29 protein-coding genes and 1 pseudogene are annotated in these 23,452 nt (G+C 70.9%); 10 read left to right on the plus strand and 20 right to left on the minus strand.

Annotation, left to right across the window (positions count from 1 at the left end; genetic code table 11):
- Nucleotides 1-140 precede the first annotated feature (140 nt).
- Together ACIA1L_RS11765 and ACIA1L_RS11770 are read left to right on the plus strand one after the other, a co-directional pair.
- Nucleotides 141-833 carry a sensor histidine kinase gene (locus ACIA1L_RS11765; RefSeq protein ID WP_396072629.1) on the plus strand — a complete coding sequence of 231 codons (693 nt, stop codon included), beginning with the start codon at nt 141-143 and terminating at the stop codon, nt 831-833.
- Nucleotides 834-949: 116 nt separating this feature from the next.
- Entirely contained in the window at nt 950-1,465 is a 516-nt protein-coding gene (locus tag ACIA1L_RS11770; RefSeq protein ID WP_396072630.1) for a CAP domain-containing protein, read from the plus strand.
- Nucleotides 1,466-1,469: 4 nt separating this feature from the next.
- Here ACIA1L_RS11770 and ACIA1L_RS11775 read toward each other — a convergent pair whose 3' ends face one another.
- Nucleotides 1,470-2,579, minus strand: coding sequence for a UDP-N-acetylmuramate dehydrogenase (locus tag ACIA1L_RS11775; RefSeq protein WP_396072631.1), 1,110 nt, complete (start codon nt 2,577-2,579; stop codon nt 1,470-1,472).
- A 58-nt stretch (nt 2,580-2,637) separates the two neighbouring features.
- On the opposite strand from ACIA1L_RS11775, the gene ACIA1L_RS11780 reads away from it, so the two are divergent.
- The 3 genes from ACIA1L_RS11780 (at nt 2,638) to ACIA1L_RS11790 (ending at nt 5,931) form a co-directional block, all read left to right on the plus strand.
- Nucleotides 2,638-3,399: a maleylpyruvate isomerase family mycothiol-dependent enzyme gene (locus ACIA1L_RS11780; RefSeq protein WP_396072632.1), complete on the plus strand. Its 762-nt coding sequence runs from the start codon at nt 2,638-2,640 to the stop codon at nt 3,397-3,399.
- A gap of 86 nt (nt 3,400-3,485) precedes the next feature.
- Entirely contained in the window at nt 3,486-4,910 is a 1,425-nt protein-coding gene (locus ACIA1L_RS11785; RefSeq protein ID WP_396072633.1) for a GH1 family beta-glucosidase, read from the plus strand.
- Nucleotides 4,911-4,914: 4 nt separating this feature from the next.
- On the plus strand, nt 4,915-5,931 hold the full coding sequence (locus ACIA1L_RS11790; RefSeq protein WP_396072634.1) for a LacI family DNA-binding transcriptional regulator: 1,017 nt from the start codon (nt 4,915-4,917) through the stop codon (nt 5,929-5,931).
- A gap of 48 nt (nt 5,932-5,979) precedes the next feature.
- Here the strand turns inward: ACIA1L_RS11790 and ACIA1L_RS11795 are convergent.
- The 11 genes and pseudogenes from ACIA1L_RS11795 to ACIA1L_RS11845 form a co-directional block, all read right to left on the minus strand.
- A pseudogene (locus ACIA1L_RS11795) lies at nt 5,980-6,486 on the minus strand (O-acetyl-ADP-ribose deacetylase); the annotation flags it as partial.
- Nucleotides 6,486-7,313: an EI24 domain-containing protein gene (locus tag ACIA1L_RS11800; RefSeq protein ID WP_396072635.1), complete on the minus strand. Its 828-nt coding sequence runs from the start codon at nt 7,311-7,313 to the stop codon at nt 6,486-6,488. The gene ACIA1L_RS11800 and the pseudogene ACIA1L_RS11795, both read right to left, overlap by 1 nt.
- Before the next feature lie 20 nt (nt 7,314-7,333).
- Nucleotides 7,334-7,768, minus strand: coding sequence for a hypothetical protein (locus tag ACIA1L_RS11805; protein WP_396072636.1), 435 nt, complete (start codon nt 7,766-7,768; stop codon nt 7,334-7,336).
- A 31-nt stretch (nt 7,769-7,799) separates the two neighbouring features.
- A complete protein-coding gene (locus ACIA1L_RS11810) occupies nt 7,800-8,690 on the minus strand; it encodes an alpha/beta fold hydrolase (RefSeq protein WP_396072637.1) in 891 nt (296 codons plus the stop codon).
- On the minus strand, nt 8,687-9,007 hold the full coding sequence (locus ACIA1L_RS11815) for a DUF2516 family protein (protein WP_396072638.1): 321 nt from the start codon (nt 9,005-9,007) through the stop codon (nt 8,687-8,689). The genes ACIA1L_RS11810 and ACIA1L_RS11815 overlap by 4 nt, the downstream gene beginning before the upstream one ends.
- Before the next feature lie 78 nt (nt 9,008-9,085).
- Nucleotides 9,086-9,565 (minus strand): hypothetical protein, encoded by a 480-nt coding sequence (locus ACIA1L_RS11820; protein WP_396072639.1) that lies wholly within the window; start codon nt 9,563-9,565, stop codon nt 9,086-9,088.
- Entirely contained in the window at nt 9,562-10,215 is a 654-nt protein-coding gene (locus tag ACIA1L_RS11825) for a helix-turn-helix domain-containing protein (RefSeq protein WP_396072640.1), read from the minus strand. The genes ACIA1L_RS11820 and ACIA1L_RS11825 overlap by 4 nt, the downstream gene beginning before the upstream one ends.
- Nucleotides 10,216-10,284: 69 nt before the next feature.
- Nucleotides 10,285-11,217: an asparaginase gene (locus ACIA1L_RS11830; RefSeq protein ID WP_396072641.1), complete on the minus strand. Its 933-nt coding sequence runs from the start codon at nt 11,215-11,217 to the stop codon at nt 10,285-10,287.
- Nucleotides 11,214-12,047 carry a 3-keto-5-aminohexanoate cleavage protein gene (locus ACIA1L_RS11835; protein ID WP_396072642.1) on the minus strand — a complete coding sequence of 278 codons (834 nt, stop codon included), beginning with the start codon at nt 12,045-12,047 and terminating at the stop codon, nt 11,214-11,216. Before ACIA1L_RS11835 ends, ACIA1L_RS11830 begins: the two co-directional genes overlap by 4 nt.
- A gap of 86 nt (nt 12,048-12,133) precedes the next feature.
- Nucleotides 12,134-13,192, minus strand: a complete 1,059-nt coding sequence (locus ACIA1L_RS11840) for a YgfZ/GcvT domain-containing protein (protein ID WP_396072643.1) — start codon at nt 13,190-13,192, stop codon at nt 12,134-12,136.
- A gap of 49 nt (nt 13,193-13,241) precedes the next feature.
- Nucleotides 13,242-13,640, minus strand: a complete 399-nt coding sequence (locus tag ACIA1L_RS11845) for a Fur family transcriptional regulator (protein WP_396073042.1) — start codon at nt 13,638-13,640, stop codon at nt 13,242-13,244.
- Between the two features lie 62 nt (nt 13,641-13,702).
- Here ACIA1L_RS11845 and ACIA1L_RS11850 point away from each other — a divergent pair, with 62 nt between their 5' ends.
- A complete protein-coding gene (locus ACIA1L_RS11850; protein ID WP_396072644.1) occupies nt 13,703-14,473 on the plus strand; it encodes an aminotransferase class IV in 771 nt (256 codons plus the stop codon).
- Nucleotides 14,474-14,503: 30 nt separating this feature from the next.
- Here the strand turns inward: ACIA1L_RS11850 and ACIA1L_RS11855 are convergent, their stop codons facing one another.
- Together ACIA1L_RS11855 and mtfM are read right to left on the minus strand one after the other, a co-directional pair.
- Complete coding sequence (locus tag ACIA1L_RS11855; protein WP_396072645.1) at nt 14,504-15,112, minus strand: FABP family protein; 609 nt, start codon at nt 15,110-15,112, stop codon at nt 14,504-14,506.
- The gene (gene mtfM / locus ACIA1L_RS11860; protein ID WP_268245086.1) at nt 15,109-15,213 is read right to left on the minus strand and encodes a small membrane protein MtfM; all 105 of its coding nucleotides are present in this window, start codon (nt 15,211-15,213) and stop codon (nt 15,109-15,111) included. The genes ACIA1L_RS11855 and mtfM overlap by 4 nt, the downstream gene beginning before the upstream one ends.
- Nucleotides 15,214-15,227: 14 nt before the next feature.
- Here mtfM and ACIA1L_RS11865 point away from each other — a divergent pair, with 14 nt between their 5' ends.
- Nucleotides 15,228-15,602 (plus strand): DsrE family protein, encoded by a 375-nt coding sequence (locus ACIA1L_RS11865; protein WP_396072646.1) that lies wholly within the window; start codon nt 15,228-15,230, stop codon nt 15,600-15,602.
- On the opposite strand, the gene ACIA1L_RS11870 is transcribed toward ACIA1L_RS11865, so the two are convergent.
- The 6 genes from ACIA1L_RS11870 to ACIA1L_RS11895 form a co-directional block, all read right to left on the minus strand.
- Complete coding sequence (locus tag ACIA1L_RS11870) at nt 15,596-16,666, minus strand: hypothetical protein (RefSeq protein WP_396072647.1); 1,071 nt, start codon at nt 16,664-16,666, stop codon at nt 15,596-15,598. The two genes, ACIA1L_RS11865 and ACIA1L_RS11870, sit on opposite strands and share 7 nt — an antisense overlap.
- A 234-nt stretch (nt 16,667-16,900) precedes the next feature.
- Nucleotides 16,901-17,227: a DUF1416 domain-containing protein gene (locus tag ACIA1L_RS11875; protein WP_396072648.1), complete on the minus strand. Its 327-nt coding sequence runs from the start codon at nt 17,225-17,227 to the stop codon at nt 16,901-16,903.
- A gap of 4 nt (nt 17,228-17,231) precedes the next feature.
- A complete protein-coding gene (locus ACIA1L_RS11880; RefSeq protein WP_396072649.1) occupies nt 17,232-18,080 on the minus strand; it encodes a sulfurtransferase in 849 nt (282 codons plus the stop codon).
- A gap of 162 nt (nt 18,081-18,242) precedes the next feature.
- Nucleotides 18,243-18,320 (minus strand): Ms5788A family Cys-rich leader peptide, encoded by a 78-nt coding sequence (locus tag ACIA1L_RS11885; protein ID WP_342353765.1) that lies wholly within the window; start codon nt 18,318-18,320, stop codon nt 18,243-18,245.
- Nucleotides 18,321-18,390: 70 nt separating this feature from the next.
- Nucleotides 18,391-19,179: a DUF2993 domain-containing protein gene (locus ACIA1L_RS11890; protein WP_396072650.1), complete on the minus strand. Its 789-nt coding sequence runs from the start codon at nt 19,177-19,179 to the stop codon at nt 18,391-18,393.
- Nucleotides 19,180-19,218: 39 nt separating this feature from the next.
- Nucleotides 19,219-20,232, minus strand: coding sequence for a hypothetical protein (locus ACIA1L_RS11895; protein ID WP_396072651.1), 1,014 nt, complete (start codon nt 20,230-20,232; stop codon nt 19,219-19,221).
- Nucleotides 20,233-20,486: 254 nt separating this feature from the next.
- Here ACIA1L_RS11895 and ACIA1L_RS11900 point away from each other — a divergent pair, with 254 nt between their 5' ends.
- The 3 genes from ACIA1L_RS11900 to pstS all read left to right on the plus strand — a co-directional run bounded on the left by ACIA1L_RS11900 (nt 20,487) and on the right by pstS (nt 23,435).
- On the plus strand, nt 20,487-21,203 hold the full coding sequence (locus tag ACIA1L_RS11900; RefSeq protein WP_396073043.1) for a winged-helix domain-containing protein: 717 nt from the start codon (nt 20,487-20,489) through the stop codon (nt 21,201-21,203).
- An 11-nt stretch (nt 21,204-21,214) separates the two neighbouring features.
- Nucleotides 21,215-22,084, plus strand: coding sequence for a mycothiol synthase (gene mshD, locus ACIA1L_RS11905; protein ID WP_396072652.1), 870 nt, complete (start codon nt 21,215-21,217; stop codon nt 22,082-22,084).
- Nucleotides 22,085-22,340: 256 nt separating this feature from the next.
- Nucleotides 22,341-23,435 (plus strand): phosphate ABC transporter substrate-binding protein PstS, encoded by a 1,095-nt coding sequence (pstS, locus tag ACIA1L_RS11910; RefSeq protein WP_396072653.1) that lies wholly within the window; start codon nt 22,341-22,343, stop codon nt 23,433-23,435.
- The last annotated feature ends 17 nt before the right edge of the window (nt 23,436-23,452 follow it).

A 23,452-nucleotide genomic window follows, 5' to 3' on the forward strand; every position in this document is an offset into this window, starting at 1 on the left:
CCCACCGGGCGCGGCACGCGCTCGGTTCTGTGGGTCAGCGTCTTGCTCACACCCCCCGCGGACGCGGGCGGCGAAGATGAAATGTCCAAAACCACGATAGCGTGACGTGTCTGTTCATATACGGAAAGTTATAGTTCAGCGTGCGAACCCCCACGAACGTCTTCGCGCTTCAGGCTCGGTTCCTCGCGGTCATCTCGCACGAGCTGCGAACGCCGCTGACCACGATTGCTTCGTTCACCGAAAGCCTCGACACCGACGACCTCGCCCCGGCCGAACGCTCGGTGGCGCTGGCTGCCGTCCGCCGCAATACCGACCGGATGCTGCTGCTGGTCGACGACCTGATGGTGGTAAGCCGACTGCAGACCGGCGACCTCGACCTGTGGCCGACGGCGGTGGACCCGGCCCTGGTGATTCGCGAGGTGGCGGAGCTGCTGGCGAGCCAGGAGCCGTACACCGCCGCGACCGTGGACACGGCGGGCGGCCCACCGGTGTCCGCCGACGCGTCGCTGCTGCGGGACCTCTTCTACGCGGTGATCGGTACAGTCGCGAGCGCCGCCGCCGACCGGTCCGCCACGGTGAGCACCGAGGCGAGCGATACAGGCTGGCGAATCACCGTGACCGCCCGGCAGGCCGAGCGGCTCACCAACGAGTTCCTGATGGCCGGAATGCTGGCCGATCCGGAACCGCCGCACCGGCGGCGCAGTACAGCGCTCTGGATGCTGCTCGCGGAGGCCATCGTCACTCGGCACGGCGGCTCAGTGGAGCTGACCTTTGATCCTGCCGCCGGCGCGGGTGCGGAGATCAGACTGCCGCTGATGATCCCCACAGACTGACACGGCGACACAAGGGATATGTCGGATAACAGCAAAGAAGGGACTTAACTGCAGATTTCCGGTCCGATTAGACCGGCGGGCGAACAGGAGCCCGGCCCTGGACCGGGAGGAACACCGTGTTCGCATCCGTTCGACGTATCGCCCTCGCCGCGGCCGTCCCCGCCGCATTCGTTGCGCTGCCAGCGCCCGCGCCCGCCCTCGCCGAGACCGGCGGACCCGCCGCGGTAGCCGCCGCCGGACCCACGATCTCCGAGATCATGATGGACGAGGTCATCGTACGGACCAACGAGGAACGCGCCCTGTACGGCTGCCCCGAACTCACGGTGGACGACGAGCTGATGGTGGCGGCCGTCCGCCAGGCCCACTACATGGCGACCACCGGCAACTTCGGGCACATCGGCTGGCGCGGCTCGACCTTCGAGATGCGCTCCCGGGCTGCCGGCTACATGGACGTCGCCGGCGAAAACGTCGGCTGGGGCTACACCGGCTCCGCCGAGGTGATGGAAGCCTGGATGGCGAGCCCCGACCACCGCGAGAACATCCTCAACTGCGAAGCCAAATCCTTCGGAGCCGGGGTACGCCGCGCCGACGACGGCACCTTCTACTGGGCCCAGGTCTTCGGCTGGCGGTAGCCCGTCACAGCTCGCAGTTGACCAGGACCGGTTCGGGGTGCAGGACGACTCCGAACCGGTCGCGCACTCCGTCGCGGATCTCCCGGGCCAGACCCAGCAGCGCCGACGTCGTCCCGCCACCCCGGTGGGTCAGGGCGAGCGTGTGCTTCGACGAGATCGCGACCTCGCCGGTGCCGTACCCCTTGGTGAAGCCGGCTTTCTCGATCAGCCAGGCGGCCGGCACCTTCACCGTGCCGTTCGGCGCCGGCCAGCTCGGCGGCTCACCCGCGTCGGCGAGCCGGTCCTGCACACCGGCCCACTCCTGCGCCGAAAGCACCGGGTTGGTGAAGAACGAGCCGACCGATTGGGTGTCCCGGTCCGCCGGGTCCAGCACCATGCCCTTGCCGGCGCGCAGCTTCAGAACGGTGTCGCGCACCTGTTTCGCCGGGACCCGCTCGCCCACCTCGACACCCAGGTTACGGGCCAGTTCGGCGTACCGAATCGGGGCAGAATCTCCGGCGACCGGCAGCCGGAAGTCGACCTCAAGGACCAGCCACCGCTCGTTGTGCTTGAACACGCTGGACCGGTAGGCGAACCGGCACTCCGGCAGCGACAACGTCTTCACCTCGTCGTCCACCCGGTCATAGACGTGCACAGCCTCGACCGTCTGGGCGACCTCCTGCCCGTACGCGCCGACGTTCTGGATCGGGGTCGCGCCCGCCGAACCGGGAATGCCGGACAGCGCTTCCAGACCCGACAGGCCGTCGGCAAGCGTCGCGGCGACGAAGGAATCCCACGACTCCCCCGCGGCCACCCGCATCAGCACGCCGCGGGAGTCCCGCCCGACCGCTCGCATCCCCCGAGTGCGCAGCAACAACACCTCCCCCGGGAAGCCGTCGTCGCCGATCACGACGTTGCTGCCGCCGGCGAGAACGAGGACCTTTTCCCCCCGACGAGCAGCCGTACGCATGATTGCGACGGCTTCGTCCGTTTCCGCCGCCGGGGTGAGCGTGCCGGCCCGGCCGCCTAGGCGTAGCGTCGTGTAAGCCGCCAACGGCTGGGCAAGCTCAGATCGGGAAAGCTCAGCAGATGCGGTGGTGGGTGGATCAGCACTAACGTCAGGCACGACGTTCACCCTAGGCCGACGGGCCCAGGGGAACGCACAGGTGGTCCTCCTCGAGCGGGAGAAGCTGATGAACAGGCTCAACGCGACGAAGGACTTCTGGCTGGCGGCGCTGCGCGCCGACGGTCCGGCGCTCCAGGACGCCGTCGCACAGACCGGCCCTGAGGCCGTGGTGTCCGCGTGCCCCGGTTGGACAGTCGCAGACCTCACCGAACACCTCACCGTGCTCCTGCGCTGGGTCCGCGAGACCGTGCCCCGCGGCGTGGTCGACAGGCCCGCCGACCGGGTCACACCGGAACCCCGGCCCGACTGGTCGGACGCGCTGGACGGGCTGCGCCGGGAGCTGACCGGGACGATCGAGACGCTGGACGCGCTCGACGCCGACTTCCCCGCCTGGACCTGGCCGGCGCAGGCCAAGAAGGCCGGTTTCTGGCACCGCCGGATGGCCCACGAGATCTCGGTGCACCGCTGGGACGCCGAGACCACCGCAGGCCGCGCGACGCCGATCGAGACGAAGCTCGCCGCCGACGGGGTCAGCGAAGTGCTGGACACCTGGCTGCCCGCCGGCCGCCGCCAAGGCCCCACCGACCTGCACGGCGTCGTTCACCTGGTGGCAACGGACGCGAGCTACGAGTGGTTCGTCCGGCTCCGCGGTGCCGGCCTCGCCCTGCTCGACACCGGCACGATCCTCGACACCGACGACCACCACGCTCGTGCCGAGGCCCGCGGCGCCGCCAGCGACCTGCTGCTCGCGCTCATGGGCCGGGACACGCCCGGCCCGCTCACGATCACCGGCGATCCCCGACTGTTCAGCGCGCTCCGAACCGGATGATCCGGCGGTCGTAGGCTGTACCGGACAGGTCCGCAACGGCCCGGCCCGCCCGCCGCGTGGCCGGAACGCAAGGAGCGGTGAGGCGCATGACGGCGACCGTCCAGGTGGCACCGGACGGCGAACCACTGGCCTCGGGACACGCGTTCCCGGCCGGGTTCGTCTGGGGCGCGGCCACCGCCGCCTACCAGATCGAGGGCGCGGCCCACGACGACGGCCGCGGTCCGTCCATCTGGGACACCTTCAGTCGCACCCCCGGCCGGGTGTACGCCGGCCACACCGGCGACGTGGCCTGCGACCACTACCACCGGTACGCCGATGACGTGGCGCTGATGGCGGACCTCGGACTCGCGGCGTACCGCTACTCGATCGCCTGGCCGCGGATTCAGCCCGACGGCACCGGGCCGGTCAACCCGCGCGGCCTCGACTTCTACGACCGGCTCACCGACGAGCTGCTCGGCCGCGGCATCGACCCCGTCGTCACGCTCTACCACTGGGACCTGCCGCAGACCCTGCAGGACCGCGGCGGCTGGACCGTCCGCGCGACCGCCGAGGCCTTCGCCGACTATGCCGCCATCGTGCACGCCAAACTCGGCGACCGGGTAAGCACCTGGACCACCCTGAACGAGCCGTGGTGCTCGGCCTATCTCGGCTATGCCAGCGGCCAGCACGCCCCCGGCATCCAGGACCCCGCCTCAGCCTTCCGCGCGGTGCATCACCTGCTGCTCGGGCACGGCCTCGCCGCCCGGGCGTTGCGTGCGGCCGGCGCCCGCAGCGTCAGCATCACGCTCAACCCGGCGGCCGTCTTCCCCCTCGACCCGGCGAACCCGGCCGACGCGGCAGCCGCCCGGATCGTCGACGGCCTGCAGAACCGCATCTTCCTCGACCCGCTGCTGCGCGGCTCCTACCCGGACGACATGCGCGAGCACATGACCCGGTTCACCGACCTCAGCCATGTCCGGGACGGCGACGAGGCGATCATCCAGGCCCCGATCGACGTGCTCGGCGTCAACTTCTACACCCCCGCGTACGTGTCGGCACAGCCCGGCACGCCCGCCGCACCGGAGTATCCGGGCACCGAGGGTGTGGCTTTCCGGCCGCCGGTCGGGCCGGTCACCGACATCGGCTGGCAGGTCGAGCCCGCCGCCCTCACCCGACTGCTGGACCGCCTGCACACCGACTACGGCGTGCCGCTGCTGATCACCGAGAACGGCGCCGCGTACCCGGAAGGCCCGGCCGCCGACGGCGAAGTCCACGACGCCGCCCGCATCGACTACCTCGACGGCCACCTGCGGGCCTGCCTCGATGCCCTCGCGCACGGCGTCGACCTGCGGGGCTACTTCGCCTGGTCGCTGCTGGACAACTTCGAGTGGGCCGAGGGCTACCAGATGCGCTTCGGCCTCGTGCACGTCGACTACACCACGCAGAAACGGGTGCTCAAGGACAGTGCGAAGTGGTATCGGGAGGTGATCCGGCGCCACGGTCTCACCGGCCGGGCGCGGATCGGAGCATGAGCCGATGGTGACGCGCGAACGGCCGACCCTCGAAGCGGTGGCCCGCCGGGCCGGGGTCTCCCGCGCCACGGTCTCCCGGGTCGTCAACGGCTCGACGACCGTCGCCGCCGCGATCCGCGACGCGGTGGTCCGGGCCGTCGAAGAGCTCGGCTACGTGCCCAACCAGGCCGCGAGAAGCCTGGTGACTCAGCGTACGGAATCCATCGCGCTGATCCTGCCCGAGTCGGCCAGCCGCGTCTTCTCCGACGACCTGTTCTTCCCCGCGGTGATCCGCGGCGTCAGCCTCGAGCTGGAAGCCGCCGACAAACAGCTCGTGCTCATGATGGCGGGCTCGGCAGCCGGTCAGGAACGGGTCCAACGCTACGCAACGGCCGGGCACGTCGACGGCGTCATGTTCGCCTCCATGCACGGCACCGACCCGCTACCCGGCCGACTCGCGCGCCTCGGCATCCCCGTGGTGTGCAGCGGGCGGCCGATGAGCCCGGCGCACCCCGCGATCCCGTACGTCGACGTGGACCACATCGGCGGGGTGATGGCCGCCGTCCGGCACCTGCTCGACCTGGGCCGCCGCCGGATCGCCACCATCGCCGGCCCGCAGGACATGGTCGCCGGGATCGACCGGCTGACCGGCTACCGGACGGCGCTGCGCGACGCGGGCCTGCCCGAACACGTGGCGTACGGCGACTTCACCCGCGAGTCCGGCATTCAGGCGATGCGCCGGCTGCTCGCCGACGATCCCGCCCTGGACGCGGTCTTCGTAGCCTCGGACATGATGGCCCACGGCGCTCTGCAGGCGCTGCGCGAGACGGGCCGCCGCATCCCGGCCGACGTGGCGGTCATCGGCTTCGACGACTTCGAAATCAGCCGGCTCAGCGATCCGCCGCTGACCACCGTGCACCAGCCGATCGTCGACATGGGCCGCACCATGGCCGGCCAGATACTCGGCCTCGTCACCGCCACCGCCGACGTCCCCGCCGCCGTCGTCCTCCCGACCAAGCTGGTGGTCCGCGCCTCGGCTTGAGCACGCCGGCGGCTCCCGATCTGTGCCAGCCAGTCGGGCCCGGCGCCGGGCTACTCCCCGCCGGGCAGTCTCGGCGACATCCGCGCCGAAGAGTACAAGCCGGGCCAGGTCCACACCGACTGGCGCAGCTGCCCGGAGGACTGTTAGCGCCTGCCGCACCGCGTCGTCCACCGGCCAGCGGTAGACCCCGGCCGAGATCAACGGAAAGGCCACCGAGACGGCACCCAGCTCAGCGGCTACCCGCAGCGAGTTTTCGTAGCAGCCGCGTAGCAGTGCCGAACGGTCCTCGGTAGTGCTGAACACCGGACCCACCGTGTGCACCACCCAGCGGGCAGGCAGCCGGCCGGCTGTCGTCGCCACCGCCTGACCGATGGGGAGTCCACGGCCGTACTTGGCGGCGCGCAGCGCCCGGGTCTCGGCGAGGATTTCCGGGCCGCCCTTGCGGTGGATGGCGCCGTCGACGCCACCCCCGCCGAGCAGCGACGAATTCGCAGCGTTGACGATGGCGTCGACCTGCTGGGTGGTGATGTCGCCCTCGACGAGCTCGAGGTGCATCACAGTGACTCGGTGGTGATCGTGTCAGCCGGTAGGCCGAGGACCTTGCGGGACAGCAGGGTGCCGCCCGCCACCGCGGCCGGCATCAGCAGGACCGCGCCCAGCGGGATGAGGAAGCAGACGAACACCGCGACGCCGAAGCCGAGCGCGAGGGGGCGCCGGGTGCGCAGCGCTGCCCGGCGGTCGTGCAGCCGCTTGTCGCGTCGCTGGAACGGCACGCCGGTCAGCTCGACGGCGAGAATCCAGCCGGCCACCGCCGCGCCGAGCACCGGGATCACGGTCTGCCCGACCAGCGGGATGAAGCCACCAAGCAGCAGCGGAATGCCGAGCAGGATGGACAGGCCGACGAGGCGCAACGAGTCGCGCAGGCTGTTGCCGAGGGACCTCAGCAGCGGCACCTCGACCTCGTCGGGAACGCCGCCGTATCGGTGCTCGACCAGGCCGGAGATCTTCTCGTAGAACGGGTCGCCGATCACCAGCGTCACCGCGGTGAAGGTGAGCACGCCGAGCAGCCCACCCACCCCGAGGAGAGCCACGCCGGCAATAACCCGGATCAGGTCGCGCCACAGCGTCGACCAGTCGTCGGCGAACCAGGTCACCGCTGCGGCCAGGTCGCCGAGGAAGGCGATGACGGTGATCAGGGCGGCGGCGTAGAGGACGCCGGTGAGCACCGCGGGCACCAGGCCGAGGCCGAGCAGGCGGGGACTGCGCAGCACCAGGCCGAGGCCGCGGCCGAGCAATCCGGCGCCGGTCAGGAACTCGCGAACGGCACCGCCGGTCGCCGTCGCGCCGCGGGAGGCGGCAGCTCGAAGCGGAGAGTCATTCACGACCCGAAAGCATAGATCCCTCAGCCCACCAGCCAGTGCCGCCGGGACTCCGAGGTCGCGGGTTCGGAGCTGGACGACGTCGCGGACGGGCTCGACGACGGCACGACGACCGAGGTGGGAGTCGGCACCGGCGGCAGGGTCAGCGCCGGCGTCGGACTCACCGAAACCGAAACCGAAGGTACGGCGGAACTGGCCGCTGCACTGGCCGGGGTGCGGGGCGGCAGGGTCTCCACGACGGACACCGGCTCCGGGCCGCGCGGCACCCAGGTGGGGTCCGCGCCGAGCGTGGGACTGGTGACCGTCACGGGTGCGGTGCCGAAGCCGCCAGCGCCGCCGGGCGCACCTGCGGCAGGAGGTGTGCCATCGGGCGCGCCGAGGGCCCAGCCGGTGGCGACGGAGAAGGGCAGGCCGAGGGCGACGATAGCGAAAAAGGCTGATTTGGGGGTGAGCCGCACACCAGAAACACCGGTCGAGCGCCGGGAAAGGTTACGGTCGGGCGTTCAAGAACTCGGAGATGCGGTCCCGCAATTCGCGGCGGTGCGTCCAGAGGACTGCGGGCCGGTCGTACACGTGCAGCTCGGCGCCGGGCAGCAGACCCGCCAAGCGTTCCGCCCACGATGCCGGGTGCAGGTCGTCGCCGATGCAGCCGATCACCAACGCCGCGCCGCGCCAGGCCCGCAACGCCTCCTCGTCGGCGACGGCAGGCTCCCGCCACAGGGTGTCCAGCTCGGGCGCCAGTCCGTCGTGCAGCAGCTGCTCCACCCGCTGACGCAGGTACGCCCAGCCGGCCGGGGTGTTCCGCACCGACGGAGGCAGCTCCCGCTCGACGGCTTCCGCGACGGCTGCGGCCTCGCCCGACTCGACGGCGGCAAGGAGCAGCTCGAACCGCTCCACCGCCGCCCGGGGCCGTACGCCGTCGAGCGGTGCGGGCAGGTAGAACACGGCCCGGTCGAAGCGATCGGGGGCGTCGGCGAGCACCCGGCACAGCGCTGCGGAGCCCATGCTGACGCCGAGCGCCCGGGTCGCGCCCGAGTGGTCGGCGACGGCGCGCAGGTCGGCGGCGAGGTCGGCGAAACTCCACGGGCCGGGCGGCGCCGCGGACCGGCCGTGGCCGCGGAAGTGGAAGAAGACGCGGCGGCCGGTGACGCCGCTGCCCAGGGGGCGGGTGCCGGACAGGTCGCCGGCCAGGCCGTGCGCGAAGACGGTGACCGGGTCGCCGACGCCTGCCACCAGCTGCTCCAGGCGTACGCCGTGGGGGGTGTCGATGAGCTCGGTGGGCGGGGCCGGCAGGGTGGGCCGTCCGGTGCGCGGGGCGCTGGGGGTGGGTCCCGGGGTCCGCGGGCCGCCGCCGGGCGGGGGCGGCCGGCGGAGTCTCACCAGAAGCCCTTGCCGTCTGACAGGTCGCGTAGGCCGGGGCGAACGTCGAGCAGATAGATCAGGGCTGCGGCGATGCCGATGAGGCCGAACAGGCCGGTCGCCCCGCCGCCGACGCCGAGCAGGGTCAGGACGATGCACACGGCGAGGATGGCGAGCCAGGCGCCCTTGGGGAGGGTGCCGATGGCTTGGAAGCCGTCGCCGCGTTGGGTGATGCAGTGGATGAGCGCGACCGCTTGCACGACCAGCGAGACGATCGAGACGACGATCGTGATCCAGTTGGCGACGTCGTCGAAGAAGATGGGGGTCGCGTTGGCCATGATTGCCAGTCTATGCCGCAGGCCCCGGCTTGCACCGGGGCCTGCTGATCAATATCGGGGCGTGGCGCGTGGCTCGCGTCAGTTGGCGGCCGGGCGGGTGGCGGCGCGCTTGCGCGGCTTCGGCGCCGCGGTCGAGGCGGCGTGGATGGTCTTGGCGGCCTCGACCGCTTCGACCGCTTTGGGCTCCTCGGTGGCCTCGATGTCGGCGTTGACCACGTCAGCGGCCTCGACGACACCGGTGCCGACGACGCGCTCGCCGCGGGCGACCAGCGAGGTGTAGACGGCGAGGGCGCGCTCCTGAGCCTGCTGGGCGAACGCGACGGCGTTGGCGGCAGCGGTGTTGCGGAGCTTGTCGAAGTCGGCGGTGGTGGCCTTGTCGCGCAGCGAGGTGGCGGTGCTGCCGGCGGTGTCGTTGGCGATCTTCAGCGAGGCGACAGCGCGGTCACTCAGCTCGCTGACCACGCCGGGCAGCTTGCGCAGCTCGGCCCAGGCCAGGTCACCGGCGCCGGCGGCGGCGTAGAGCGGGGCGGGGATCCGGGTCTTGGTCTGCTCGGTCATGACTTCTCCTCGGGCTTTTTCGCGGCTCGGGCGCCGCGGGCGGGCTTGGTCTGGGTTCCGGGGGTGGGCGCCGGTCGGGCTTCCGGGGTGGCAGCCGCATCGTCTTGGGCTTCCGGAGTGGCAGCCGCATCGTCTTGGGCTTCCGGAGTGGCAGCCGCATCGTCTTGGGCTTCCGGAGTGGCAGCCACACTGTCCTCGGCGACGGCGGCGTCGCGCAGGACGGCTCGAAGTGCCTCGTCCTCGTCGGGAACTGCCTCGGGACCCTGCGGGTCGGGGTCGCCGGCCGCGCCGGTCGCGGGAGCGTGGCGCGCGTTCTCGTTGCGGAACGTTTCGTAGATCTGCGACAGCGACTGCTTTTGCGCGATCGTCAGTTCGGGGTCGACGGCGATGGCGGCCAGTACGCCTTGCTGGCCCTCGCCGTCCAGGAGGCCGGCGCGCAGGTACATCGCGGGTGTCGACACCCGCAGCGCGCTAGCCAGTTGTTGCAGCACTTCGGCACTGGGCTTCCGCAGGCCACGCTCGATCTGGCTCAGGTAGGGGTTGCTGACGCCCGCCTTGTCGGCGAGCTGCCGGAGCGAGATCTTCGCGGTCTGCCGCAGGTCACGGATGAACGCGCCGATGTCCTGGGGCAGATCCTTCGGTGTAGCCACGCGTTCGACCGTAGCCCGCGGTGCTAGCTCTTGCAAGCAGAACGCTTGCAAAAGCTAGCGTGAAGCACGTCACCAGGCGGCGCGGACCGCACCGACCCGGACGCCGCCGCCGAGCAGTTCCACGGTTTCCAGCTCAGCCAGAATCGGCGCGTCGACACCGAGCTTGCGCAGCGCGGAGACCAGCACCGGCATCCGGGCCCGCATCCCGCCGTCATCGATCTTGATCGCCACCGCGCCGGCGCCCGGCACGGCCACGGCCACGACACCCTCGGCACCACCCTTGGCCAGCAGGCCTGGCACGCCGTGCATCAGCCGGGTGTCGTCCTGCCCGGTCCCGGCCACCAGCTCGGGATTCGCCCGGATCGCATCAGCGACCGCCCGCTCGGGTCCGTCCGCCGCCGAGGCAAGCCGCTGGAAGCCACGGGCCAGCGCGGTGAGCGAGAAGGCGAGGACCGGTGCACCGCAACCGTCCACCCCGGTCGCCGCGACCGGCGCACCGACGATGTCGGTCACCGCGTCGGTCAAGACGCCCTGCAGGGGGTGTGCCACATCCCGGTAATCGCGCAGCGGCCACCCGTTCACCACACAGGTCGCCAGCATCCCGGCGTGCTTGCCCGAGCAGTTCATGAAGACGCGTTGTGCCTTGCCGCCCGCGCCGATCACGGCGTTGCGCGCGGAATCCGCGAGGGGCAGATCTTCCGGGCACAACAGGGCGTCCTCAGTCAGCCCGGCCGCGCCGAGAATGGCCCGGACCCGCTCGACGTGGAACGGCTCACCGGAGTGGCTGCCGCTGATCATCGCCAGGTCGGCCGGATCGGCGACAGTCAGGCCCGCCCGCACCATGCCGACCGTCTGCATGGGCTTGTTAGCCGACCGTGGAAACATCGGACTCGTCACGTCGCCCGCCGAGACGGCGACCGCGCCAGCGGCGTCCAGGACCACCACCGAGCCATGGTGGACACCCTCGACAAAGCCCGAGCGTACGACTTCCGCGAGAATCATCGCGCCGGTACGCCGAGCAACTCGCGCGCCTCCGCAGTGGTCAGCGGCGGCCGCTGGGCCAGCTGGGCGAACCCGACCGCCCGGGCCACCAGCTGCATGTTCGACTCCACCGGCTGTCCCTTCGCGTAGGTGATGGTGTCTGCCAAGCCGACCCGCAGGTGCCCGCCGGCGGACAGCGACGCGAGCATGACGGGGATCGTGGTGCGCCCGATGCCGGTGGCGGAGAACGTGGTGCCGTCGGGCAGGTCCCGGATCGCCCGGTGACACGCGGTCAGCGCCTCGGCGGTGCCCGGCATGCCGCCCGGCACGCCCATCACCAGGTCGACGTGCACGTGCCCGCCGAACGGGAGGCCGTGCTTGTCCAGCAGGCGCTGCAGACTGGTGAGCTGGCCCAGGTCGAAGATCTCGTACTCTCCAACGATGCTCTTCTCCTGCATGCGGCCGTGCAGGTCGACGATGAACTCCCAGCGGTTCGTGAACACGCCGTCGCCGACGTTGACCGTACCCATGGTGCAGGAAGCCATCTCCGGGCCCGCGTCGAGCACGGCGAGCCGGTCCGACTCGGAATCGGTGACCACGCCCTCGGAGGACAGCTGGATGATCAGGCCGGTGGACTGCCGCAGCGCGGCCACAGTGTCGCGCAGCCGCCCCCGGTCGAGGGTGGGCTCGGCCGCGTCGTCCCGGATGTGCACGTGGATGATCGCGGCGCCGAGCGCCTCGCACTCCTTGGCGGTCGCCACGAGCTCGTCGATCGTCACGGGCAGCGCCGGCACAGCCGCCTTGCTGTTCTCCGCTCCGGTCGGCGTGACAGTGATCAAGGTCCCGGTCATAACCGAGATCCTGCCATGCTGTTCCACGTCCGGGGCGGCGACGGCCAGCCGGGCGGGGGCAGCGGCCGGCGGCGTCAGCGAACCGATCAGCCCAGGTCGATGGCGGCCGCGGACTCGCCCACGGTGAGCTGGGCGTCGTCAGCCACATTGCGCTTCAGCACCGCCAACGCGATCATGCCGAGCTCGTAATGGCGGACCGCGGTCCCCACAAACCCGACAGCGCGCTCGGCCAGCATGACCGCAGTGCCCTGTGCCGGCGGTTGGTCGGTGGCGACGCCGTCAAGGTGCAGCAGCGCCAGCCGCCGCGGCGGTCGCCCGAGGTGATGCACCCGTGCGACCGTCTCCTGACCGCGATAGCAACCCTTGTCGAGGTGCACCGCCGGCCCGATGAGCTCCGCCTCGGCGGGAATCGTCCGATGGTCGGTCTCCCACCCGAGCCGCGGCATCCGGCGCGCGACCCGCACCGCCTCATAAGCCCACAATCCCGCATTGGGTACGCCCGAAAGCCGCGCCACAACCGCATCGACCTCCCCCCGCCGCACCAGCAGGTCAACGCCGAGTGGCACCCGTCGAGCCAGGCCGCCGTCGAAGGCGCGTACGTCGTATCGGGCAGTGGGGCCGGGCGGCACGGACCCGGCGGCGAACTTCGCGCCGGGCACCTCGCCGATGCGGGGCTCGGCCAGCTCGACGCCGAGCAACCGCGCCGCGGTAGCGGGCGCGTCCGGGCCGACCAGGGACAGCACAGCGATCTCGCCGGTGGCGTCGCGCGGCTCGACCTTGGTGAAGAACCGCATCATCTCGAGATACTTGAGCAGGCCCGCCCCGGCACCCGGCTCGGTGTCCAGCCATGCGGTCGTGCCGTCCTCGGCCACGAGGGCGTGCTGCTCGACGTGGCCGTTCGGGGAGAGGACGAGCAGCTCAGTGCCCTGCCCGGCGCTCAGCTCGGTGAGGTGCTGGGTGGTCAGCGTGTGCAGCCAGCTCGCCCGCTCCTCGCCGGGGACGGCGAGCACGTCCCGGTGTGACCGGTCCACGAGGCCGACGGCCGTGTCGAGGGTGCGCTGCTCGCGCATCGGGTCACCGTAGTGCGCAGGAACACCCGCGTCGGCCGACTCCGGCTCCAGTTCCTCGATGAGAACCGTGGTCATGCCTGCGCCTCCCGGCTTCCTTGCCGCCCAGCAAGTGAGCCGCGGACCGTCATGCCTGCTCCTTGCAGTTTCCGCAGACGCCGAAGAGGGACACGTGGCCCACGTCGACGCGGAAGTCGCGCTCGTCGCGCAGCTGGGTGGTGACCGGTTCCATGATCGCCGGATCGACCTCGTCGACCTCTCCGCAGGTGCGGCAGACCAGGTGCACGTGTTGATCTTCGCCCGCCCGGTGGTAGGTCGGCGAACCGTGCGACAGGTGGGTGTGGCTGACCAGGCCGAGCTCCTCGAGCAGCTCGAGGGTGCGGTAGACGGTCGTGATGTTCACTCCCGCGGCGCGCTCACGCACCGAGTGGTGAATCTGTTCCGGCGTGGCATGGCCGAGGTCATGCACCGCCTCCAGGATGAGCTGGCGCTGCGGGGTCAGTCGCAGGCCGCGCTCCCGGAGCATCTCGGCAAGGGATGAGGCGGACACGCTATGAGCATAGTTCGCGCGGCGATACCCTCCGCGACGTGAGCGTCGTGATTCCCGGCTCAGGCGAGCTGACTCCCACCGACCGCGGGCTGCTCTACGGCGAGGGCGTCTTCGAGACCTTGCACGTACGCCCGGATGGTCCCTGGTTGCTCGACGCGCACCTGGCCCGGCTAGCCAGGTCGGCAGCAGCCTTGGGGCTCGAGGTGCCGGCCGGTCTCGCCGACCTGTGCGCCGGAATCACCCACCCCGATGGCGCCCTCCGGCTCGTGGTGACACCGTCGACCTACTTCGCCACGCTCGACGCCGTGCCGGACACCGTACGCCTGCAGCGCCGTGCCGGGATCCGGTTGATCACCCACGACCTGGGTGTCACCACCCGGCCGCCGTGGTCGCTGGCCGGCGCCAAGACGCTGTCCTATGCGGAAAATCTGGCCGCGAGACGCTGGGCGGTCGCCCAGGGCGCGGATGACCTGCTGTGGTTGAACAGCCGGGGCGACGCGCTGGAGGGTCCGACAGCAAGCCTGATCTGGCTGACCGGCGACACCCTGTGCACGGTCCCGGCGGAACGCGCCGGCATCCTGCCCGGCACGACGGCCGCGCACTTGCTCAGCCTGGCCGCCGAGGTCGGCTTGCACGCAGAGGAACGGATGATCACCGCCGCCGAGCTGCCCGGCACCGACGCGATCTGGCTGGTCAGTTCGCTGCGCGGCCTCGCGGAGGCAACGACGCTGAACGGCACACCCCGCGTGGCATCCACCTGGACACCCCGCCTCCAGGACCTGCTCGGCTTCCCCCGGGCCCGCGCGTGAACCCTGCGCGGCCGCGGTGCGTTCCGTCGGTCAGCCGCCGACCCGGATCAGCCGGGCTGACAGGTGTGGCTTGAGGCTTTCGCCGTTCGCCGACATTTCGTGGGCGTAGAGCAGCGCGCCCTCGATGATGCCGAACAGGCGGTGGCCGCCGGTGACCGCGAGGCCCGTGGCGGTGTGCCCGACCCCGGCCGTCGTCATCTCCAGGCGGGTGCCGTTGGCTTCGGCCTTGCCCTCATAGATCTCGATGACGCCGTCCTGCGTGGTCAGCGTGGCTTCCATCTCGTCGGTGGGCCGCCCGTTGGCGTTCAGCACCGGCCGCCAGAACCCGGTCTCCCGGTCGCCCTGACCGATCGGCGCGGAGTCGTCGTCCAGCAGCCAGATCCGCGACTCGAACGCGAGGAACGGCCGGCCGTCGTGACTGATCCGGATCTCCTGGGCGAAGTTGTAGTCCTTCGCTTGCGGGAACCCGCCCTGACCCCGGCCCCGCCACAGCCCAATGAACGGCAGCAACCCGAGCAGCGCCTCGGGCAGGTCCGGCCCCTGGCGCAGGTCGTGAGTGTCCTCGTACGGGTACTCCGCGACCGGCGGGGCGTTCAGCCAGGGCGGCGGTCCCAGCGGGTTCTCGGTATCCCTGCTCACCAGCGTCCCCTTGCAATGCGCATCGCCAGATAGCCCAAACCGCCGGCCAAGCCGCCCATTCCGGCGACCAGCAGGCTCACGTACCCGATCTCAGTAACCATGACGTCGCCATCCTATGCTGACCGCTATGGCCCGCCTTCTCGTCGTCAAGACCACCGCCGGCGCGGACGCTCCGGAGCGCTGCTCGCAAGCGTTCACGGTGGCGAGTACGGCGGCTTCCGCCGGGGTGCCGGTGTCGTTCTGGCTCACCGGCGAGTCGGCCTGGTTCGCGTTGCCGGGCCGGGCGGCCGAGTTCGAGCTGCCCCACGCGGCTCCCCTGCCCGACCTGCTCGAACTGCTGCTCGGCGCGGGGACGGTGACGCTGTGCACGCAGTGCGCCGCGCGCCGGGACATCGGGCCGGATGACGTGCTGCCGGGCATCCGCATCGCCGGTGCCGCGGTCTTCGTCGAAGAGATCATGGGCGAGGGCGCACAGGCCGTCGTCTACTGACGGCAGCTCGTCGTCGCGCTGACCCGACCGTCAGCGACCACCACGGAAACCTCGCCGACCCGGTACGCCCAGCCTTGCGGTTCTGCCCTGATGACGAGCGCCGCGCCGGTGAGCTCCTGGAGCTTGCGGCCCAGGTCACCGGGCAGGGTGAGGCCGGAAGCCGTGACCGTCGCCGCGGTAGTGCCGTCCGGACATTTCACGTCGGCGCTAGTGGCCGGGGCGTTCGCGCCGAGGGCCGTCATTGCCGCGGAGAAGGCTGGCGGCAGAGTCGCGGCGGGCTGGGGCGTGGGGTTCAGGTCCACCCCGTCCGCGGTGGGCCGGCAGCCGGTCGACACCCGCAGGGCGAAAACCGTGGTCGTGTCCTCGACCGCGGCGTCCAGCCCGATGAACTCCCCAGCGTCGGCGCGCAGCGCGTGCCGGGTGTTGTCGGCGAGGTGCCGGACCGCCGGCTTCCACTCAGCCGGCAGCGCTTCGGCAATCGCATCGAGCGCGCCGGGCGCCTGGTCCGGCCGCACCCGCACGATGATCTCTCGGCTGGCCTCGACGCCGTCGCGCGCCGGGGTGACCGGGCAATCGGTGTCGAAGCGCAGCGGTCCGATCTCCACAACCCGGTCCGAGGCGTCCGCTGCGGCGAGGGCCGTCCCGGTCGCCCGCTCCAGCAGTGGCACAGCGGCGGCAATGTCACGCTGCTCGGCGACAGTCGGCGGATCGTTGCGCACCGACCACACGGCCGCGCCGGCAAGCCCGACCGCCCAGACCACGACCAGCCCCGTCAGCCACCAGCGCCGAGCCGGGCGCGGCGCATCCCCAGCACCGCGCCCGTCGAAGCCAGGGGCGGGACCAAAGCCGGGGTCAGGACCGAAGCCGGGGGCCGGAGCGCCTCCCCAAGCCGGGCCGACAGCGCCCGAGCCGCCAGCGCCCGAACCAGCGGCACCCGGGCCGGTGGCGCCCAGACCTGCGGCACCCGGACCAGCAGCGGCCGAGCCAGCGGCACCCGGACCAGCAGCACCCGGGCCGGTGGCGTCCGCGGCAGACGGCGGCGGGGTGGAGTCGGGCGGATTCACGGGAGCCATGCTCGCACGCCCCGCCCCTGAACAGCGCCGAAGGGCGGGACCCGGGGAGGGATCCCGCCCTTCGCCACAGAGCGCGGGTCAGGCAGCGCGAGGCGAACGCCACGAAACGAAGCGCGAGCCACACGGTCGAAGCGTGGGTCAGGCAGCGCGAGGCCGAACGCCACGAAACCAAGCGCGAGCCACACGGTCGAAGCGTGGGTCAGGCAGCGAACAACAGAGCGTGGGTCAGGCGGCGACGCTGAGGCCGACCTCGTTCACCCCGCGGGCGGCGTCCACGGCGAGGTCGCCGTTGCCGGAGCGGGACAGGGCTCGCAGCGTCCACGTGCCCGGCGCCGCGAAGAAGCGGAAGACGCCGCCGGGCGACGTCACCACTTCAGCGGTGAATTCGCCGGTGGCGTCGAGCAGGCGGACGTACGCGCCGCCCACCGCCGAGCCTTCGGCGTCGGTGAGGACGCCTGTGATGACGGTTTCCTTCTGGAGGTCGACCCCAGCGGGGAGGGGGGCCGACTGGTCGGGTGCGGCGCAGCCGTCCGCGACGTTGGAGGTAGTCATGGGCTCAGGCCTTTCCGGGCTCGTCGCCGAGCGCGATCGGCACACCGATGAGCGAGCCGTACTCGGTCCAGGAGCCGTCGTAGTTCTTCACGTTGTCGTGGCCGAGCAGCTCGCGGAGCACGAACCAGGTGTGCGAGGAGCGCTCGCCGATCCGGCAGTACGCGATGGTGTCCTTGCCGCCGTCCAGCCCGGCCTCGCCGTAGATCTTGGCGAGCTCGGCGTCCGACTTGAAGGTGCCGTCTTCGTTCGCGGCCTTGCTCCACGGCACGTTGATCGCCGTGGGGATGTGGCCGGCCCGCTGCGACTGCTCCTGCGGCAGGTGAGCCGGGGCGAGCAGGCGGCCAGCGAACTCGTCGGGACTGCGGACGTCGACGAGGTTCTTCACGCCGATGGCCTGCACGACCTCGTCGCGGAAGGCGCGGATGGTCAGGTCCGGTGCCGACGCCCGGTACTGCGTGGCGGCGCGCTGCGGCAGGTCCTTCGTGTACGGACGGGCGTCCAGCTCCCACTTCTTGCGGCCGCCGTCGAGCAGCTTCACGTCGCCGTGGCCGTAGAGCTTGAAGTACCAGTACGCGTACGCGGCGAACCAGTTGTTGTTGCCGCCGTAGAGGATGACGGTGTCGTCGTTGGCGATGCCCCGCTCGGAGAGCAGCGCGGAGAACTGGTCGGCGTCCACGAAGTCCCGGCGCACCGGGTCCTGCAGGTCTTTCTTCCAGTCGAGCTTGATGGCGCCGGGGATGTGCCCGCCGTCGTAGGCGAAGGTGTCCTCGTCCACTTCGACGAAGACCACTCCGGGCGCGTCCAGGTTTTTCTCGGCCCAGTCGGCAGAGACGAGTGCGGTGTCGCGACTCATCGCATTACTCCCTTGTCAGGTGAGATGGGGGGTGAGCCGGTGCGCGGAGCATGGAGAAAAGAGGTCGCACGCGCGCCGACCCGACGAAACGGATCAGGGATTGCGTACGGCGCCACTGCCGAGCGAAGAGAAGCCGGGCGAGGAGAAAGGCGAGTGGCCCCGTCAGCGGACGGGGCAACACAGGCAGGCGGCCACGCGGCACAGGTCGACCGCGCGCCTCTTGGTGAGCAACAGGCTCATGGGAAACGACCCTACCAGCGGGTCCAGGTGCCGGAACACCTCCGACCACGATCCGGGAAGGAGGCGGGGCTCACAGCCCGCCGGAGCTGAGCGACACGTTGCTCGCGCCGGCGGTCGCGACCAGGCCTTCGGGCTTGGGCTCCACCTTCTGCACCTGCATCCCGAGCGGCAGAGCGGGCACCTTCAGGTCGAGGCCCAGGTTCTTGACGTAGTTGTCGATCAGGTTGCGGACGAGCGGGATGTCGGGCAGTCCGGCCGCGGTGACGTCGGCGAAGCGGACCTGCACCACGCCGTCCCTGACTTCGAGGTTCGCCGTACCCGTGACGTTGAAGGTTTGGCCCAGTGCCTCGACGGGCGCCGCGAAGGCCAGCTTGCCGGCCTGCTCGCTGACTTTGATCCCCGGCTGACCGATCAGGTCGGCCAGGTTGGCGTAGTCGATGGTGCCCACGCCGGTGACCGTGCCCGCGATGATGTCGCCGGTGCCGGAGCGCAACGCCTCCAGTGGCGCGGTCACGTCCTTCGCGCGGATGTCGAGCTGCGACATCTTGACGGTCTTCCCGTTGCCCGCGGGGCCGGAGTAGTTCTTCAGCAGGATCTGGATCTCCTGGTACTTCCCGGCGGACACCTGGGTCAGGAACGGCACGCCCTTGATCGTCACGTCCGGTTGTTCCGCGGTGGCCTGCTGGTCGGCGACCTGCTTGGCGACCCGGTCGGCGATCTGCCCTTCGGCATAGGAAGCCGCGGCCCGGTCCGCCACGACGAGCGCCGCGGCGAGGAGCGCCAGCAACACCAGGAATGTGATCAGCAGCCGCCGGCCGCGGCGCTTCCGCGGCCGTGCCTGCTCTTGCACCTGAGCCACCGGTCCTCCTCGTTCACCATCGGGGGAATGTAGGCAAGCTTAGGAGAGAAAGAAGAATGTCAACGCGTACGTGCAGGGCAAAGTCAAAGCGAACGCGCCCAGCGGGCCCTGCATGTGCCGGGCCACCCAGAGCGTCGGCGCCTCGCCGGCCATGCTGCGCCCGGCCTCGGAGTAGTTGACCGCGAGGTCGACCAGGCCGGCGATTCCTGCGACAGCGAAGCCGAGGATCGCGCCTTTGCCGGGCGTGAAGGGCAGCACCAGGACGCTGCCCAGCCCCGCGGCGGCCAGGGTGCCGAGCATCGCGCCCAGCACGACGCCCGCCGCGCCGCGCGGCACCTGGGCAGCGATCCGCGGTTTGGGCCACACCGCGTCGGTGAGGTGCGCGACGAGCAGGGCGATCGCCACCGCGGTCAGCGACACGAGGATGGCCTGGGTGCCCACGGGCTGGCGGGTCAGCACGATGAGCAGGGCGAATGACACCACGCCGACGACAATGAGGAAGGTGCCGCCCAGGGCGTCGCGGAGCTGGGTGCGGTCCCGGGCGCGGATCGCCTGGCCGGCCAGAGCCGCCACTAACGTGCCCGCGGTCACGTACACCAGCGGCAGGACACCAGCAGATTCGCTGTTGACTGCCGCCCAGGCTGCGATTGCTCCGCCCACCGCGCATACGCCGGACACCACACCGGCGGCGGGCGGCCGGATGGCCATCGTGAAAGCCAGGATGTAGAGGAGCTGCACACCGATGATGACGATCGCGTACGAGAGTCGCGCGTCCGGCACCGACGACTGCGCGCCCAGGATGAGGCCCACTCCGAGCAGGGCCGCAAATCCGGCGATGGCTACCGACAGCTTCCGGCGTACCGGAGCGACCGGAATCTCCTCGTCGTCTTCCTCGGCTTCGGGTTCCTCGTCGTCGCGCTTGCCGAAGCTGGGCTCCTTCTCGGGAGCCCCCGCATAGAAACCAGACGACGAGCGGCCGGGCGCAGACCGCGCGATCTCGCGGGACTTGTCGTCGTCCCAGGAGTCGCCGTCGCGGTCAGTGGTGGGGAACACGCCTGCGATGGTGCCAGATGAAGGCCCGGTTTCACGCATCGCCGCCGCTGGGCCGGCCGGCGCCCGCCCCCGAGAAGGGGGCATTCGTCACATCACCCGACCCGCTCGGCATCGGGGGCGGGCCGCTGCATCGGTTAAGGTGATCCCAGCCCACCCGTCAGTGACGCCGGGACGAGACCCTGCCGGTCGCGCGTCCGGTGTGCCGTGCGGCCGGGTCACCCGAAGCGGCCCGCGCCGCGAGGATCGAGGTGAGTGTGGAAATCCTCCTGTTGGTGACGGCCCGCGCCGGTGAGGCGTCCGCCGTACTTCCCGCTCTGGACCTGCTGCCCCACTCCGTGCGTACGGCGCCACGCGACGTGCGCACCCTCGTGTCGGGTCCCAGCCCCGACGCTGTCCTGGTGGACGCCCGGACCGAACTGGCCGAGGCCCGCGCCACCTGTCGGATGCTGCACGCGACCGGCAGCGGTGTGCCCCTGATCGCCGTGGTCACCGAGGCCGGCCTGATCGCCCTCAATGCGGACTGGGGTGTCGACGACGTCATCCTGGCCGCCGCCGGTCCGGCCGAGGTCGAAGCTCGGCTGCGCCTGGCCGTCGGCCGGCTGTCCAGCGCCACCGCCGGCACCGGGAGTTCGATCCGGGCCGGCGAGCTGACCATCGACCCCGACACGTACGCCGCGAAGCTCAAGGGCCGCCCGCTCGACCTCACCTACAAGGAGTTCGAGCTGCTGAAGTTCCTCGCCCAGCACCCGGGTCGGGTGTTCACCCGGGACCAGCTGCTGCGCGAGGTCTGGGGCTACGACTACTTCGGCGGCACCCGTACGGTCGACGTGCACGTCCGGCGGCTGCGGGCCAAGCTCGGCTCGGAGTACGAGTCGATGATCGGCACGGTGCGTCAGGTCGGCTACAAGTTCGTGTCGCCGCCGTCCGGCCGCCAGCTGCCCGACAACCAGCCCGTAGGCATGAAGGTCTGAGCGCGTAACCCATGACTGATGTGCGGAGCACCGACCGGCTCACCCCCGCCGAGGCGGCCGAGGTTTTGGCCTTGTCCGCCGCGGCGGAGGAAGCGGACGGGGTCAGCCCGCTGTCCGAGGACGGCGTGTTGGGCCTGCGCGGGTCGACGCACCGGCATTTCCTGACCACCGCCGAGTCCGGCGAGTTCGCGGGTTACGCCTATCTCGCCGAGTTCTCCGGTGAGCTGATCGTGCATCCGAAGCACCGGCTGCGCGGGCACGGCTCTGCCCTGCTCGCCGCGGCCGGCCCGGGTGAGCTGCGGTTCTGGGCACACGGCGACGAACCTGCCGCGCGCGCCTTCGCCGAGCAGGCGGGTTTCGAGCGCTCCCGCGTGCTGTGGCAGATGCGCCGTTCGCTCGCCGCGCTGCCGGCTGCTTCGTTCCCGGCGGACGTCCGTATCCGAGCTTTCGTGCCCGGTGCCGACGACGAGGCGTGGCTGGGGGTCAACTCGCGGGCGTTTGCGCACCACCCGGAGCAGGGTCGCTGGACCTCCGACGACCTGCGGGTCCGGTTCGCCGAGCCGTGGTTCGACCCGGCCGGCTTCCTGCTCGCGGTGGATCCGGACGACAAGCTGCTCGGCTTCCACTGGACCAAGGTGCACCCGGCGACGGCGGACGAATCGGCGCTGGGTGAGATCTACATTCTCGGCGTGGACCCGGGCGGGCACCGCCGCGGGCTGGGCGCCGCCCTGAGTGTCGAGGGTCTGCACCACCTGGCGGGCCGCGGTCTGAGTGATGTGCTGCTCTACGTGGACGAGTCGAACGCTTCCGCGGTGGCCCTGTATCGCCGGTTGGGCTTCGAGATCCACACCACCGACGTGCAATACCACCGATCCGCCTAGCGGTGTGACCGGCGCCACGGTAAAGGCGCCAGGTTAACGCAAAATATCGGACATCGCGGCCAGACGCCCCGCGGTTCACGTAACGGACAACCCCGCCTTAGCCAAAGGCCACGGACTGGGGCGCAACCGTTCACCTCTCGTTCACTTAGCCCCGGGAAGCCGGTCACCTGGCCCTCCTAACTTTCCGGTTGTGCCGATGAAACCTCGGCCGCCGGGACACGGAGCCCGGAGCAAAGCTGATTCGAGAGGGACCACCGTGAAGCTCCAGCGGTACTACGTTGCCGGCATTGCCTTGACGACCGCGCTCGCGCTTTCCGCGTGCGGATCCGACAACACCGACTCTTCCGCCGCCCCCGGCGCTTCCGCGGCCAAGGGCAACTGCGCCGCCGGTCAGCTGACCGCGCAGGGTTCGTCCGCGCAGAAGAACGCGATGGACGAGTGGATCAAGACCTACCAGCAGCAGTGCGGCGCCGACGCCAAGATCGGCTACGAGAGCACCGGTTCCGGCGCGGGCATCCAGGCGTTCATCGCCGGCACCGCCGACTTCGCCGGTTCGGACTCGGCCCTCAAGCCCGAGGAGCAGCCGCAGGCCGACGCCAAGTGCCCGGGCGGCCAGGCGCTCAACCTGCCGATGGTGACCGGCCCGATCGCGGTCGTCTACAACGTCGACGGCCTCGACGGCCTGCAGCTCTCGCCGGCGACCCTGGCGAAGATCTTCGCCAACAAGATCACCAAGTGGAACGACCCGGCCATCGCCGCCGAGAACTCGGGCGCGAAGCTCCCGGCCACCACGATCCAGGCCGTGCACCGCTCCGACGAGTCGGGCACCACCGACAACTTCACCAAGTACCTCAGCAAGACCGCCGAGGCCGAGTGGACCTTCGGCAACGCCAAGGCCTGGAAGGCTCCGGGCGGCACCGGCGCCAACAAGTCGGACGGCGTCGCGTCGCTCGTCAAGAGCACCCCCGGCACCATCTCCTACGTCGAGATGTCCTTCGCCGAGAACAGCAGCCTCAAGATGGCCAAGGTCAAGAACGGCGCCGGCGAGTACGTCGAGCTGACCGGTGACAGCGCCGGCAAGACCATCGCGGGCGCCAAGATCGCCGGCACCGGCGACGACCTGAAGCTCGAGATCGACTACGCCACCAAGGAGGCGGGCGCCTACCCGATCGTCCTGGTGACCTACGAGATCGCGTGCAGCAAGGGCAGCGCGAAGGCCGCCGCCATCAAGGGCTTCCTGAGCTACACCGCCAGCACCGGCGGCCAGTCGGCGCTGGCCCAGCTGGGCTACGCCCCGCTGCCAGAGTCGGTCCGCAGCAAGGTCGAGGCTTCGGTCGCGAAGATCTCCTGACCCGCCGAATCCCCTCC

The sequence above is a fragment of the Actinoplanes sp. NPDC051859 genome, from assembly GCF_044452725.1.
Lineage (GTDB): Bacteria > Actinomycetota > Actinomycetes > Mycobacteriales > Micromonosporaceae > Actinoplanes.

Excerpts from the sequence above, each read along its gene's own strand:
- ACIA1L_RS11845 (WP_396073042.1), bottom strand. The coding sequence starts at position 13,640 with ATGCTCCGGGAGCGCGGCCTGCGACTGACCCCGCAGCGCCAGCTCATC.
- ACIA1L_RS11835 (WP_396072642.1), bottom strand. The coding sequence starts at position 12,047 with ATGACCGGGACCTTGATCACTGTCACGCCGACCGGAGCGGAGAACAGC.
- mshD (WP_396072652.1), top strand. The coding sequence starts at position 21,215 with ATGACTGATGTGCGGAGCACCGACCGGCTCACCCCCGCCGAGGCGGCC.
- ACIA1L_RS11830 (WP_396072641.1), bottom strand. The coding sequence starts at position 11,217 with ATGATTCTCGCGGAAGTCGTACGCTCGGGCTTTGTCGAGGGTGTCCAC.
- ACIA1L_RS11815 (WP_396072638.1), bottom strand. The coding sequence starts at position 9,007 with ATGGCCAACGCGACCCCCATCTTCTTCGACGACGTCGCCAACTGGATC.
- ACIA1L_RS11790 (WP_396072634.1), top strand. The coding sequence starts at position 4,915 with ATGGTGACGCGCGAACGGCCGACCCTCGAAGCGGTGGCCCGCCGGGCC.
- ACIA1L_RS11880 (WP_396072649.1), bottom strand. The coding sequence starts at position 18,080 with ATGAGTCGCGACACCGCACTCGTCTCTGCCGACTGGGCCGAGAAAAAC.
- ACIA1L_RS11840 (WP_396072643.1), bottom strand. The coding sequence starts at position 13,192 with ATGACCACGGTTCTCATCGAGGAACTGGAGCCGGAGTCGGCCGACGCG.
- mtfM (WP_268245086.1), bottom strand. The coding sequence starts at position 15,213 with ATGGTTACTGAGATCGGGTACGTGAGCCTGCTGGTCGCCGGAATGGGC.
- ACIA1L_RS11865 (WP_396072646.1), top strand. The coding sequence starts at position 15,228 with ATGCTGACCGCTATGGCCCGCCTTCTCGTCGTCAAGACCACCGCCGGC.
- ACIA1L_RS11820 (WP_396072639.1), bottom strand. The coding sequence starts at position 9,565 with ATGACCGAGCAGACCAAGACCCGGATCCCCGCCCCGCTCTACGCCGCC.
- ACIA1L_RS11885 (WP_342353765.1), bottom strand. The coding sequence starts at position 18,320 with ATGAGCCTGTTGCTCACCAAGAGGCGCGCGGTCGACCTGTGCCGCGTG.
- ACIA1L_RS11785 (WP_396072633.1), top strand. The coding sequence starts at position 3,486 with ATGACGGCGACCGTCCAGGTGGCACCGGACGGCGAACCACTGGCCTCG.
- ACIA1L_RS11875 (WP_396072648.1), bottom strand. The coding sequence starts at position 17,227 with ATGACTACCTCCAACGTCGCGGACGGCTGCGCCGCACCCGACCAGTCG.
- ACIA1L_RS11780 (WP_396072632.1), top strand. The coding sequence starts at position 2,638 with ATGAACAGGCTCAACGCGACGAAGGACTTCTGGCTGGCGGCGCTGCGC.